Below are 12,960 nucleotides of genomic sequence, written 5' to 3'. Positions count from 1 at the left end.
TCCCGGAGCATGTCGAACTTCACCCTCGCCGGCCGCATCGACGAACACGTCGTCGACAGCGCGCTGCTACACGGCAATCCCCTCGACGACCCGACCCGACGCCCGCTGTGGGTCTACACCCCACCCGGGTACGACGACGCGCCCCGACGCCGCTACCCCGTCACGTATCTGCTGCTCGGCTACGCGGGAACGCTCCCGGTCTGGGGCAATCGCACGGCCTTTCGCAAGCCGGTCCCCGAACTCGCCGACGAGATCTTCGCCCGCGGCCAGGCACCCGGGATGCTGCTGGTCTTCGTGGACGCCTGGACCAGGTACGGAGGCAGCCAGTTCATCGACTCACCCGGCACCGGCCGCTACCACTCCTACCTGTGCGAGGAGATCGTGCCGTACGTCGACGCCCACTACCGCACGCTCCCCTCGCGCGACCACCGAGCCATCGCGGGCAAGTCCAGCGGCGGACTCGGTGCCGCGATCACCTCGATGCTCCGCCCGGATCTGTTCGGCGCCTTCGCCACCCACTCCGGCGACTCGCTGTCCGAGGCCCAGTACCAGCCGCACTTCCTCATGGCGGCCCGCCAACTGCGGGCCTACGACGGCGACATCCTCCGCTGGTGGGACGACTTCCGCTCGCGGGTCGCCTTCACCAAGCCGGAGGACCTGAACCTCCTGGAGATCCTCGGCGTCTCCGCCTGCTTCTCCCCGGGCCCCGACGGCTCCCCCACCCTGCCGTTCGATCCCCGCACCGGGGCGCTGCGCGAGCACGAGTGGCGGCGCTGGCTGGCGTGGGATCCGGTCCGGATGGCCGGCGCGCACGCCGACGCCCTCCGCTCCCAGCGCGGCATCCGGATCGACGCCGGCACCCACGACGAGTGGTTCCTCGACCTGGGCGCACTCGCCTTCCGCGATGCGCTGGCCGCAGTCGAAGTGCCGGACGACGTCGTGCACTTCGAGCTGTTCGAGGGCGGCCACCACGCCGTCGAATACCGGATGCCGCCCGCCCTCGCCTGGTTGGCGCACCGCATCGCCGACCGACCGTGACCTCCCGGGCCGGAGCGGGCCCCGTCCCGGCAGCACGTGCCCCCGCCGATTACCCACCTCCGGCGCACGCCTGCGCCTCCGCCAGGTAGCGCGCCACCGGGCCCAGGGTCAGCATGCCGGAGGCGGCGCCCGCGTGTTCCGCACGGGCATCGTGCAGGACGGTCGCGGCGTGTGCGGCGATGCGGCGTTCGCCCAGGCGTACGGCGGCGCGGGCGGTCAGGCACCACAGCGCCTCCTGCAGGTGGTCACCCGGGGGTTCGGGCAGCGCGGCCAGGGCGGCCCGGGCCTGCTCGCGCCGGTCCCGGGCGAGCAGTACCAGGGGTTGGGCCCAGGGGCGGTACGGACCCCAGTCCAGGTGCGGGTCGGTGGGCGCGGGTCGATCGTGCAGCAGGCGCAGCCCCAGGAGGGCGAGCGGGAACAGGCCGCGGTGCAGCCCCGGCATGCCGGCCGTCCGCAGGGCGTCCTCGGCGGCGCGGTAGTGCGCCGCGGCCGTGGCGGCGCTCGGTCCGCCGGGTTCGGTGCTGCGGGCGGCCGTGACCCGGGCCCGGAACCACGCGGTGAGGACGAGGACGAGGGGCGCCTCGGTGCCGGCGGCGAGCCGTTCGGCGGCCTCGGCGTGCGCGGTCGCGGCGTCGAGGTCGCCGAGGGACGAGGCCGATTGCAGGCGGACGAGTCGGCCGAGTACGGCGAAGTTCGGCAGCTCGTGCCGGGTGGCCAGATCCAGGATCTCGACGCCGATCCGATCCCGTACCGCCGCGAGCCCGGGGCGGGTGAAGGACTGTAGGAACACCCCGTCGAGGGCGAACGCCAACAGCGCGGGATCGGCCAGGTCCCTTGCCGACGCCTCGGCCTGCCGGGCCGCCTGCCGCGCGCGCTGCAGTTCGGGCGCGGACAACTCGGCACTGCGGCTCTCCACGGCGACCGTGGCCAGGAGCCGGGCGATCAGGTCGGCGGGGCCGTCGGGGCCGAGCGCGGTGAGCGTGCGCTCGGCGGCCGCGACGACGGCGCGGGACTGCTCGAGGTCGTCGGCGCGGGTCCAGATGGCGGGCACGTCGTAGGCGCCGATGACCCGGGCGGTCAGCGCGAGGTCTCCCGTGCGTTCCGCCGCCCGGATGGCCGCGAGGCGATCGCGCCGCGAGTGCACGAGGGCGTCGCCGCCGGCCAGGGCGAGGGTACGGGCCAGATCCACGGTGGTGCGCGGGCCGAGCCGGACACCGGGACCGGTCCACCCGTCCGGTGCGCCCTCGCGCGACACGGCCCCGGTGAGGATGTCCGTCTCCAGCCGCCGCAGGTCCGCGCCGGGGTCGAGCCCGAGTTGCTCGACGAGCATCGCGCGGGCGCGGCGCAGGGTGGCCAGCGCGTCGGCCCGGCGCCCCGCGCGGTCCAGCGCGCGGGCAAGCAGCCCCCAGGCCGGCTCGCGCCACGGGTGTTCGGCGACGTGGGCACCCAGTTCGGCGACGAGGTCGGCTCCCTGCCCGGAGTCGAGGAGGATCCGGGCGCGCAGTTCCACCCCCGCCAACCTCAGCTCCTCCAGCCGGGTCCGCTCGCGCTGCGCCCACGCGGAGCCGGGCACGTCGGCGTAGGCGGGCCCGCGCCAGTCCGCGAGTGCCGCGCCGAGCTCGGTCACCGCGTCGGGGTCGCGTCGGGCGCGGGCCAGGGTGTCCTGGAACCGATGGGCGTCCACGTCCTCGCGGGGCAGGCGCAGCGCGTACCCGGGACCTTCGGTGACCAGTACGCGCGGCGGGTCACGGGGCGGCCGGTCGGGTTCGAGGGCACGGCGCAGCGCGGCGACGAAGGTACGCAAGGCACCCACGGCGCGGGCCGGCGGATCGGTCCACAGGTCGTCGACGAGGGTGTCGGTGGCGACCATGCGTCCCTCGGCGGCGACGAGCCGGGCGAGTACCTCGCGGTGGCGTGGTCCCCCCAGGTCGACCGGGCTGCCGTCGTCGCGGAGGGCTCGCACGGCACCGAGCACGTCGATTCGCATGCCCTCATCCTCGGTGCCGGTGGTCGGCCGCGGCCAGCCGTACTGATCGGCTGCTGATCGACGTCGTACAGGCTGATCCGGTCGCTCCCCCCAACCCGAACGGATGGCCTTTCATGACGCTCACCATTCCCGGCTTCGATCTCCTGCGCCTGCCCGGTGCCAACGGGGTGCGGTCGGCCGTCGCCGTCGGCGGCAGTGGCAGCCCGGTCGTGTTGTTGCACGGTTTCCCGCAGACCCACCTGATGTGGCGACACGTCGCCGAGCGGCTCGCCGACGAGCACACGGTGATCTGCCCCGACCTGCGGGGCTACGGCGCGAGCGACAAGCCGGCGGCCGACGACCCCGAGGTGTACGCCAAGCGCACCATGGCCGCGGACGTGGTGTCCCTGGCGGCCGCACTCGGCCACGAGCGCTTTGCCCTGGTCGGCCACGACCGGGGCGCGCTGGTCGCCTTCCGGGCGGGGTTGGACCACCCGGAGACCGTCACGCACCTGGGCATCCTCGACATCGTGCCGACGCTCGACATGTGGAACGTCCTGCGCGGCGTCTCGGCGGCGGTCGGCTACCACCTCTTCCTCATGGCGCAGCCGCCGGGCCTGCCGGAGACGATGATCGCGGGCAGTGCGGACGCCTTCCACGGCTCGTTCCTCGACGCCTGGGCGGACGACCCGACCGCCATGCCGGCGGAGGTGCGCGCCGAGTACCTGCGGGCGAGCGCCGCGGCGGTGCCGTCGATCGTCGCGGACTTCCGGGCCTCGGCCGGCATCGACGTCACGCACGACCGGGCGGACCTGGACGCCGGGTCGCAACTGGCCATGCCGGTGACGGTCGTCCAGCAGGACTGGGGCGCCCGACTGGCCTACGACGCGGCCGGGCTGTGGCGAGCCTGGGCCCCGGACCTGGACCACCGCCTGACCCGGGCGGGCCACTTCATGGCCGAGGAGGCCCCCGACGAGATCACCGCGGCGATCCGGGATCTGCTGGCCCGCTGAGTTTCCGGAGGTCGTCCGGGGGTGCGTCAAAGGACGTCGGCGGGTGGCCGGTGCGGGGTGAGGCGGCCGATCGGGACGTGCGTGGGCCGTTCCCGCCGGCCGCGCTCGGTGGACCGCCGCGATGCGGCGCGGCGGTCGCCGAGTCGGCCCGCCGGCGTGCCCGAGGGTGGCCGCGGGTTTCCCGTCCGGAACCGGGGCACCCTTACAACCGGATGGACGCATCGTCGTTCGCCCGGACGAGTGGACATGTGGGGGAACAGGGGGTCGACACCCGGGTCTTCGGTCGGCCGTGGCAACGGTCACAGTGTCGATGCCTTGGGTCTTCTTCTGACGCATTGCCGGTTGCGGGGTGTTCCGCTTCGACGGGAAGCTGACGGCCCGTCGGATTGCACCCTGATCACCAGGAAACCGGGGAACAGGCGTCCGTTACACGTGTTGTGCCGTGCGCGGCCACACCCTTCACGGAGGTGGGATGTCCACCCAGCAACAGCCCCTCGACAGCGCCGAGGTCGACGCGGCGGTCCCGGTTCCCGGCGAACAGGTCGACCGGCTCAAGGCGAACTCCGTCGGCCTGCTCGGCGTCGTCTTCATGGCGGTCGCCACCGCCGCCCCCATCACCGCGATGACCGGCAACCTGCCGATCATCGCCGGCTCGGGCAACGGCATCGGCGCCCCCGCCGCCTACCTCTTCGCCACCCTCGTACTGACCGTCTTCTCCGTCGGTTACGTCGCGATGGCCAAGCACATCACGGCGGCCGGGGCGTTCTACGGCTTCATCTCGCACGGCCTGGGGCGCGTCGCGGGCATGGCGTCGGGCCTGCTCGCGGTCCTGGCGTACGTCGTCTTCGAAGCCTCGATCATCGGCTTCTTCGCCGCTTCGTTCAAGCAGCTCGCGAGCGACCAATGGGGGCTCGACCTGCATTGGGGCTACTACGCGATGTTCGGGCTCGTGGTCATCGCGGCGATGGCGTTCTTCGACATACACCTCACGGCCAAGTTCCTCGGCGTCGCACTCGTCCTGGAGATCGCGGTGCTCGCCGTCGTCTCCTTCGCGGTGCTGTTCACCGGCGGCGGCCCGGACGGGATCATCGGCGAGGCGGTCAACCCGCTCAAGGCGTTCGACGGGGTCAACGGCAGCATGGGCGCGGCCGGACTCGGGCTGTTCTTCGCCTTCTGGTCCTGGGTCGGCTTCGAGTCGACGGCGATGTACGGGGAGGAATCCCGCGACCCGAAGAAGGTGGTTCCCCGTGCCACCCTGATCTCGGTGGTCGGCGTCGGCCTGTTCTACATCTTCGTGTCCTGGATGATGGTCTCCGCGGCCGGCAAGTCCGGTCTGGCCGATGCGGCTTCGAAGGGCACGCTGTTCTTCGCGCCGCTGGGCGAGCACTTCGGCGACACCTCGGTCAAGATCTTCCAATGGCTGGTCGTCACCGGCTCCTTCGCCTGTGCGATGGCCTTCCACCAGTGTGCCTCGCGCTACCTCTACGCGATCGGCCGTGAGGGCTTCATCCATCCCGCGCTCGGCCGGACGCACCCCAGGCACGGTTCGCCGTACATCGCGTCCTTCGTCCAGTCCGTCATCGCGATCATCCTCGTGGCGGCGTTCATCGTCGCGGACATGGACCCGTCGGTGCACCTCTACGGCCTGCTCGCGCTGCTGGGCACGATGGCGATCCTGATCGTCCAGACGTTGTGCTCCTTCTCCGTCGTCGGCTACTTCCACGTGCAGCACAAACACCCGGAAACCAAACACTGGTTCAACACCCTCACCGCGCCGATCGCCGGCGGCCTCGCGATGGGCGTGGTGGTCGGACTGCTCGTCTACAACATGGACACCGCGGCCGGCGCGGCGGCGGACACCCTGCTCTTCGAACTGATCCCCTACATCGTCGGCGGCTTCTTCCTCGCCGGCATCGCCCTCGCCCTCTACATGAAGCACCGACGCCCGGAACGCTACGAGCAGATGGGCCGCATCATCCTGGACGACGCAGCCGAACGCTGAGCCCCGCCCGCCCCACCGCCCCCGGGCCGTACGTACTTCCCCTCCGGTTCCGCGTACAACCCGGGGGCTTCGCCATGCCCGGAACATCCGGCCTCCGGGCCGGGCAACCGACCTCTCGCCAAGGAGCATCACGATGAGCCGAACCCGTGCCATGGCCGCCCTGCAGGGCATGGCCGCCGACCACCGGGCCGCAGCGGCCCTGCGCATGCCCGTCGGCGAGCTCCGGGAGATCCGTGCCGAGGCCGCCGCGGACCCGACCGGACCGAGCCGGCGTACCTTGATCAAGCGCGCCGGCGTGGTGGGTCTGGGCCTGGGCCTGGCCGGCGCCGGGATGTCCCGGCCGGCGATCGCCGGCGAAACCGCCGCGAGACCGCCGGTGAACCCCGGCCGGGTGGTCGTCGTCGGCGCCGGCATCGCCGGCCTGACGGCAGCGCTGACCCTGGCCGACGCCGGGGTGAAGTGCACGGTCTACGAGGCCAATCCCACCCGTATCGGCGGGCGGATGTACTCGCAACAGACCTACTGGGGCGGCGGCCAGACCTCGGAGATCGGCGGCGAGCTGATCGACACCGGGCACAAGAAGATGCTCGAACTGTGCCGTCGATTCGGGCTGACCACCGTGGACTTCGCCGGCTCCGGGCCCAACGGCGCCGTCGAGACCCTGTGGTTCGACAACACCTACTACCCGCGTGCGCAGGCCGACGAGGACTTCAAGGCGATGTACCAGGCGGTCCGCCGGGACTACCAGGAGTGCGGCGACGTCACCTGGAACCGGACCACCCCCGCCGGCACCACGATCTCGAACACGACCCTGCGGGACTGGATCGACTCTCGTACGCCGGGTGGCTCCTCGTCGAAGCTCGGCCGGTTCCTCGACGTGGCCTACACCGTCGAATACGGCGCGGAGACCGTGGACCAGTCCGCCTACGCCGCCGTGTGCATGCTCGGCTGGCAGTCGAACCCGGGGCACTTCAACATCTGGGGCGGCTCCAACGAGCGGTACCACGTCGTCGGCGGGAACGACCAGGTGCCGCAAGCCATCAACGCCGCGCTCCCGCCCGGCACCGTGCGGATGGGACACCGGCTGGTCGCCGTCCGGGCGAACGGCGACGGCACCCAGACGCTCACCTTCGACAACGACGGCACCACGACGACGGTGACGGCCGACCACACGATCCTGGCGGTGCCGCTGCCGATCCTCCAGGGCCTCGATCCGACCCGGGCTAACTTCGACCCGCCGATGACGAACCTGCTCCGCGACGCGCGCATGGGCCACGTCTCGAAGCTCAACATGCAGTTCGCCAAGCGCACCTGGCTCGGGGCGAACGGCAACGGCCTGGGACCCTGGCCGGGCGTGGCCGCCGGGGACGCCTTCACCGACCTGCCTTTCCAGCAGACCTGGGACACCACCAAGGGCCAGCCGGGCGGTAAGGGCGTGCTCATCCAGTACGGCGGCGGCACCCGCGCCTCCGGTCTCCACCCGGCCGGCCCGTTCAACACCGCCGAGCAGGACGCCTACGTCGCGAACCTGGCCGGCACCTACCTGGGGCAGATCGACAACCTCTTCCCCGGCACGAAGGCCCAGTGGACCGGCAAGGCCCAGCTCTCCTCGTGGACCAACAACCCGTACTCGCTGGGTGCCTACTCGTACTGGCCGGTCGGCTACCTGCACCGCCATGCGGGCTACGAGGGCACCCGCCAGGGCAACATACACATCTCCGGCGAGCACACGTCGTACGACTTCCAGGGCTTCATGGAGGGCGGCGCGACCGAGGGCGAGCGGGCGGCGAAGGAGGTCCTGGGGCAGAGCTGACCCGGGTCTTCGGCACCCGGTGCGGCCCCTACGGCCGCGCTCGGTGCCGAACGGGCCGATGCCGTCGTCCCGTTGCGCGGTGGTGCTCCCGGGCACCGACTACGGACGGGGCCACGGGTTGGGCCGGCACGTGGCGCCGCCCGTGACCAGGGTCAGGGTCTGCTGCATCATGACCGGTGCGGGGGCGCCGGATCGGGCACACGTCTCGTGCAGGTGACCGAGGCGATGACCGACCTCGTGGTTGATCAACATGCGTCGGTAGTTCGCCAGATCGTCGCCGTAGGTGGCGGATCCCTTCCCCCAGCGCCACGCGTTGAGCATCACCCGGCGGGTGGAGGCGACATTGCAGGAGACCCGTTGCTCACCGGTATCCAAACCGTCCTTCGCACACCACGAATTGACCGTTCCCGTACTGGCCACGGTCACGGTGAACGAAGACGCACCCGAACTCACGCGCTCCAGGCCGATCGTGCCGTCGCCACCCCAACTGCGCGCGTCGTTGAGCGTCTCGTGCACCGCGCGGGCGAGGTTTCGTCCGTCGAGTTCGAGGCCCTTCTCGACCTGAACGCGATAACGCAGCACCCGATCCCCGCCCTTGGCCGCGTCATGACCCGGCACGGTGCGGAATTGCCCGCCGAGCGCGAGATCGGCCGGTATCTCCGACCGCGCGGCAAGCCACTGGTCGTACGGCCGCGTATCCGTCACGCCGGTGAAGTACTCCTCGCCCTCCTTGTCCCCCGGTTGACAGCCGACCATCGCGAAGAGCAGGGCCGAAACCAGAACGGCCGGCGAGAGAGTTCCGCGTACCCGGTTCACGATCGATCCGACTCCCCGTCGTCTCCTGGTCCAGACATCCGTCGATCACCGAAGGCGAGCCGCTGCTCTCGTCCGGGACGAGCAATATTCTCTCGTACCCACCGATGCCGCTCGCGAGCGGGGGACGCGACGGCGCAGGCGGGCTCGGCAGTCGTTCCGCGGCGACGGCTGCGGCAGGGGTCGCGACACGGTGCAGGAGATCGCGCGGATTGCCGACCGGTGCGAAGGGAAAGCGTCGACGGCATCGAAAAGGGCACAGTTTTCGAGTGTGGGAAGAGTCTTCCAATGGCGCGAGCCGGAACGCCGTTGACATCGTGGAAAGTACACGATTCACTCCGCCGAATGGGTCCGCACACACGTTGCGACCACTGGGCGAACCACCTTTGTAGCGTTGGGAATTGCCCTCCTCTTGGCATGGCCCGCGTGCGTTTTCTGCGTTCCCGGATGAAGGGAGACTCTTCCGTGAAGCCCGAAAAATCGCTGCTGCGTTCCACCACCCGAGTCGGCACCCCCGATCCGTTCGGCGCCGCCATCTCGCTGCGCCGCGAGGCCCGCCGCCGCGGCTGCCCGCCGCCGAACTCGCGGGCACCATCGCCGAGAACACCGAGCGCCGCCGCGAGCGCGGCGCAGGAAGGGCCGTCCTGAACCGGCGTCGACTCCTCGGCGCGGCCGGCATGGTGGCGGCGGTGTCCGCGCTCCCCGGCGGACTGCTCTCGCCCTCGGCTGCGTCGGCGGCGGGCGACCCGCGCGTGGTCGTGGTCGGCGCCGGATCTGATCGGTGCCGACCCCACTCGGCCGACGGCACCCCGGCGGACCGGGGCGCCGAAGTCGCCGGCAGGTCACCCGAGACGGCGCGACCCGCTCAGCCGGCCGGCGGCGCGGGCACGTCCAGCACCCGTCCGATGCTCGTGGCGAGCAGTCCGGGCGGGTCGATCTCCGGGTCGTAGAGCCGTTGTTGTTGCAACCCTTCACACAGCGCCAGGAGCCACACCGCCTCCTGCTCCGGGTCGCGTCCCGGGGCCAACTCCCCCCGGGCGGCCAGGTGTTCGAAGATGGTGGTGAAGTACCGGCGGCTCACCGCGAAGTGCTTCTCGAAGTAGGCGTGTGCGGGATGGCCGGGGGCGACCGCCTCGCCGGACAGGACGGAGAACAGTTCGCGCAGCCCCGGCGTCTCGTAGGCCACGCGCCGGGACGCCTCGACCACGGCGCTCAACCGGCCGGGCAGCCCGGTTTCGCCGGCGACGGCGCCCAGGCTGATCGTCAAATAGTCCTGGCGGGCGAGGACCGCGTGCAGCAACTCGTCCTTGCCGTCGAAGTGGTAGAGCAACGTCGAGTGGGAGATTCCGACCGCCTTGGCGACCTCGCGCATGCTGATGCCGTGGAAGCCGCGCGCGCCGAACAACGCGGTCGCGGCGTCGAGGATGCGGGCGCGGCGCTCCCGGCCCGAGGCATAGCCGGTGCGCCGGTCGAATTCCTCGGCGTCACGTGCCACGAGTTCGTCGAGGGTCCAGCGCGGTGGCGCGGCGGGGGCGGTGTTCGCCGCGGGCTCGGGCCCGAGCCCGTGCAGGTAGCGTTCCAGGCACGCGGCGACGTCGATTCCGGACGGGTCGTAGAGTGCGAGCAATTGCAGGCCCTCCCAGCCTGCGACCACCCGATCGGCTTCGGCGCGCAGCCCGCCGGCCGGGACGGCGGTACTCAGCATCTGCTCGGTCCACGCGCGGAGTTCGCGGTAGCGGCGGCCCATCCGCGCATGTGCCGGGTGGTCGGCCCGAGTCGCCTCGCCCCCCAGTGCGGTGACGAGGTCCGGGTACCCCGCGACGGCGGCGTTGCGGCGGGCGGCCGCGACGATGCGGTCCGGGCCGGGCGGCTCGGCGGGGGTCCCGGCCTCCGGTTCGGCAGCCGGCCCGTCGCCGAGCAGGGGCGGCGGCCGTCCGGCGATCGGCCCGCCGGGCGCCCGGGTCGCCCCTTCGTAGCGGTCGAGCAGCGCGTCGAGCAGTTCCTCCTTCGAGGCGAAGTAGCGCAACAGGCCCGGGTGCGACAAGCCGGCCGCCTTCGCGATCTCCCGCAGCGACGGGGAGCCGAAGCCGGACTCGCGGAACAACCCGTCCGCGGCGTCGAGGATCTGCGCGCGGCGGGACAACCCGGTCGCGTAGTGACGCGCGGCCTTGCGGACAGCCATTGCACACCCTCTTGGCAGGCGACGGGCGGCAAAGCTATCAAGCCGCGCAGGCTGCCCCGCATCCCCACCCCTCAATTTAGACCAAGTGGTAGCACTTGTCGTCACGACTGCGGTACAAGTAGTCGACCGACCACTCGTAGGCACCGAACGGAGCAGGAAATGACGATCCGGCGCGAGAACTTCATCAACGGCGCGTACACCCCGGCACTCGACGGGCGCACCAGCGATCTGGTCGACCCGGCGACCGAGGAGGTCTTCGGCAGTGCCGCGCTGTCCTCGGCCGCGGATGTCGACGCCGCCTACCAGGCCGCCCAAGCCGCAGCCGAGCAGTGGAACCGCACCACCCCGGCGGCGCGGCAGCGCGCGCTCCACCTGCTCGCCGACGCCGTCGAACGGCACGCGGGCGAGTTCGCCGACCTCGAATCGCGCGAGACCGGGAAGCCGCGCGACACCCTGGAGCAGTGGGACATCGCCACCGCCATGACCGACCTGCGGTTCTTCGCGGGCGCCGCGCGGGTGCTCGAAGGTCGGGCGGCCGGCGAATACCTGGAGGGCTTCACGTCCTACATACGCCGGGAGCCGATCGGCGTCGTCGGCCAGATCACCCCGTGGAACTTCCCGCTTCCGATGGCCGTATGGAAGGCGGCCCCCGCGCTCGCGGCCGGCAACACCGTGGTCCTCAAGCCGGCCGAGTCCACCCCGTCCAGCACGCTGTTGCTCGCCGAACTCGCCGCCCGGGTGCTGCCGCCGGGGGTGTTCAACGTGGTCACCGGCGACCGCGCGACCGGTGAGGCGGTGGCCCGGCACCCCGTCGCCGGCCTGGTGTCGCTGACCGGATCGGTCCGCGCGGGCCGCCAGGTCGCGGCGGCGGCAGGCGCGCAACTGACCCGGCTGCACCTCGAACTCGGCGGCAAGGCCCCGGCCGTGGTGTTCGACGACGTGGACCTGGACACCATCGTCGAGCCGCTCGCCATGTCGAGTTTCTACAACGGCGGCCAGGACTGCACCGGTTCGACCCGCCTGCTGGTCCACGAACGCGTCTTCGACGACTTCACCGCCCGCTTCGTCGCCGCCACCGACCGGATCACCTGCGGCGCACCGCACGAGAAGGGCGTGTTCTACGGGCCGATGAGCACCGCGGACCACCTGGCGGCCGTCGAGGGCTTCATCGACCGGCTCCCGAGCCACGCGCGCGTGCTGACCGGCGGCCGACGCATGCCCCGCCCGGGCTACTTCTTCCCGCCGACCGTGGTCGCCGACGTCCGGCAGGACGACGAGATCGTCCAGAACGAGGTGTTCGGACCGGTCGTCACCATCCAGCCGTTCGGCATCGACGACGAGGCGCTGGCCCTCGCCAACGGCACGCCGTACGGTCTCGCCGCGTCGGTCTGGACCAACGACCTGGTGCGCGCCAACCGCTTCACCCGCGAACTCGCGGCCGGCTGCGTGTGGGTGAACTACCACCTGCCGCTCGTCTCGGAGATGCCGCAGGGCGGCTTCGGGCAATCCGGCTACGGCAAGGACATGTCGGTGTACGCCCTGGAGGAGTACACGCAGATCAAGCACGTGATGACCTTCAACGGCGGCGCCTACCTGCCGATGGAGGCGTTCGCCAACGGGTGAGCCGCAACGCCGATACGCCGGGCCCGAATCCGCCGCGGGCACCCCATGCCCGCGGGCCCGACGCGTCGGTGGAGGTGCCCCCGGCGGCCCCCGGGCCTACCGGGCGCGCAGCGAGGACGCCCGAATGTCCAGCCGGGTGGGCACCTCGACGCCGCGCGACTCGGTGATGCCCAGATCCAGCACCTCCACCAGCAGGTGGATGCCGGCCTCGGCGATCAGCGCGGGCTGCATGCTGAGCGTGGTCACCGCGGGGTCGGTGTGCGCGGCCACGCCGTCCTCGCTCGCGCTGACCACGAGCAGATCGTCCGGGACGCGGCAACCGAGCCGCCGTGCGGCGTCCAACACCAGGAGTGGACTGACCTCGGTGAGCACGATCATCGCGTCGGGCCGCTCGCCGGCGTCCCCGAGAAGCCGGCCGCAAAGCGGACCGGGCTCGGTCGGGTGTTCCCGGCGGCGTTCACGACACGCCGGCTTCCGCCCGACGGCGGGCGTGGCGGTGGGCAAAGGACC

The 12,960-nt window shown here is 71.8% G+C and carries 10 protein-coding genes; 6 read left to right on the top strand and 4 right to left on the bottom strand.

Going from position 1 to position 12,960, the window contains the following annotated elements:
* Window positions 1–9 precede the first annotated feature (9 nt).
* On the top strand, window positions 10–1,038 hold the full coding sequence (locus ABZ374_RS06650) for an alpha/beta hydrolase-fold protein (protein ID WP_360307114.1): 1,029 nt from the start codon (window positions 10–12) through the stop codon (window positions 1,036–1,038).
* Between the two features lie 49 nt (window positions 1,039–1,087).
* On the opposite strand, the gene ABZ374_RS06645 is transcribed toward ABZ374_RS06650, so the two are convergent.
* The gene (locus ABZ374_RS06645; RefSeq protein WP_360307111.1) at window positions 1,088–3,025 is read right to left on the bottom strand and encodes an AfsR/SARP family transcriptional regulator; all 1,938 of its coding nucleotides are present in this window, start codon (window positions 3,023–3,025) and stop codon (window positions 1,088–1,090) included.
* Between the two features lie 113 nt (window positions 3,026–3,138).
* Here ABZ374_RS06645 and ABZ374_RS06640 point away from each other — a divergent pair, with 113 nt between their 5' ends.
* The 3 genes from ABZ374_RS06640 (at window position 3,139) to ABZ374_RS06630 (ending at window position 7,832) form a co-directional block, all read left to right on the top strand.
* Complete coding sequence (locus tag ABZ374_RS06640; RefSeq protein ID WP_360307108.1) at window positions 3,139–4,017, top strand: alpha/beta hydrolase; 879 nt, start codon at window positions 3,139–3,141, stop codon at window positions 4,015–4,017.
* A 589-nt stretch (window positions 4,018–4,606) separates the two neighbouring features.
* Complete coding sequence (locus ABZ374_RS06635; protein WP_360307184.1) at window positions 4,607–6,019, top strand: APC family permease; 1,413 nt, start codon at window positions 4,607–4,609, stop codon at window positions 6,017–6,019.
* A gap of 133 nt (window positions 6,020–6,152) precedes the next feature.
* Window positions 6,153–7,832 (top strand): FAD-dependent oxidoreductase, encoded by a 1,680-nt coding sequence (locus ABZ374_RS06630; RefSeq protein ID WP_360307106.1) that lies wholly within the window; start codon window positions 6,153–6,155, stop codon window positions 7,830–7,832.
* A gap of 99 nt (window positions 7,833–7,931) precedes the next feature.
* Here the strand turns inward: ABZ374_RS06630 and ABZ374_RS06625 are convergent, their stop codons facing one another.
* A complete protein-coding gene (locus tag ABZ374_RS06625) occupies window positions 7,932–8,648 on the bottom strand; it encodes a DUF3152 domain-containing protein (protein ID WP_360307103.1) in 717 nt (238 codons plus the stop codon).
* Window positions 8,649–9,110: 462 nt separating this feature from the next.
* Here ABZ374_RS06625 and ABZ374_RS06620 point away from each other — a divergent pair, with 462 nt between their 5' ends.
* Window positions 9,111–9,293, top strand: coding sequence for a hypothetical protein (locus ABZ374_RS06620; RefSeq protein ID WP_360307100.1), 183 nt, complete (start codon window positions 9,111–9,113; stop codon window positions 9,291–9,293).
* A gap of 217 nt (window positions 9,294–9,510) precedes the next feature.
* Here the strand turns inward: ABZ374_RS06620 and ABZ374_RS06615 are convergent, their stop codons facing one another.
* A complete protein-coding gene (locus tag ABZ374_RS06615; RefSeq protein ID WP_360307097.1) occupies window positions 9,511–10,827 on the bottom strand; it encodes a TetR/AcrR family transcriptional regulator in 1,317 nt (438 codons plus the stop codon).
* A gap of 159 nt (window positions 10,828–10,986) precedes the next feature.
* On the opposite strand from ABZ374_RS06615, the gene ABZ374_RS06610 reads away from it, so the two are divergent.
* Window positions 10,987–12,450: an aminobutyraldehyde dehydrogenase gene (locus ABZ374_RS06610; RefSeq protein ID WP_360307094.1), complete on the top strand. Its 1,464-nt coding sequence runs from the start codon at window positions 10,987–10,989 to the stop codon at window positions 12,448–12,450.
* Window positions 12,451–12,546: 96 nt separating this feature from the next.
* Here the strand turns inward: ABZ374_RS06610 and ABZ374_RS06605 are convergent, their stop codons facing one another.
* Window positions 12,547–12,954, bottom strand: a complete 408-nt coding sequence (locus ABZ374_RS06605) for a substrate-binding domain-containing protein (protein ID WP_360307091.1) — start codon at window positions 12,952–12,954, stop codon at window positions 12,547–12,549.
* Window positions 12,955–12,960: the final 6 nt, after the last annotated feature.

The sequence above is a fragment of the Embleya sp. NPDC005971 genome, assembly GCF_040629175.1.
Classification (GTDB): Bacteria; Actinomycetota; Actinomycetes; order Streptomycetales; family Streptomycetaceae; genus Embleya.
This window is presented reverse-complemented; position numbering and strand designations above follow the sequence as displayed.

Coding starts and splice junctions, on each gene's coding strand:
- ABZ374_RS06630 (WP_360307106.1), top strand. CDS start 6,153: ATGAGCCGAACCCGTGCCATGGCCGCCCTGCAGGGCATGGCCGCCGAC.
- ABZ374_RS06645 (WP_360307111.1), bottom strand. CDS start 3,025: ATGCGAATCGACGTGCTCGGTGCCGTGCGAGCCCTCCGCGACGACGGC.
- ABZ374_RS06610 (WP_360307094.1), top strand. CDS start 10,987: ATGACGATCCGGCGCGAGAACTTCATCAACGGCGCGTACACCCCGGCA.
- ABZ374_RS06650 (WP_360307114.1), top strand. CDS start 10: ATGTCGAACTTCACCCTCGCCGGCCGCATCGACGAACACGTCGTCGAC.
- ABZ374_RS06635 (WP_360307184.1), top strand. CDS start 4,607: ATGGCGGTCGCCACCGCCGCCCCCATCACCGCGATGACCGGCAACCTG.
- ABZ374_RS06615 (WP_360307097.1), bottom strand. CDS start 10,827: ATGGCTGTCCGCAAGGCCGCGCGTCACTACGCGACCGGGTTGTCCCGC.
- ABZ374_RS06640 (WP_360307108.1), top strand. CDS start 3,139: ATGACGCTCACCATTCCCGGCTTCGATCTCCTGCGCCTGCCCGGTGCC.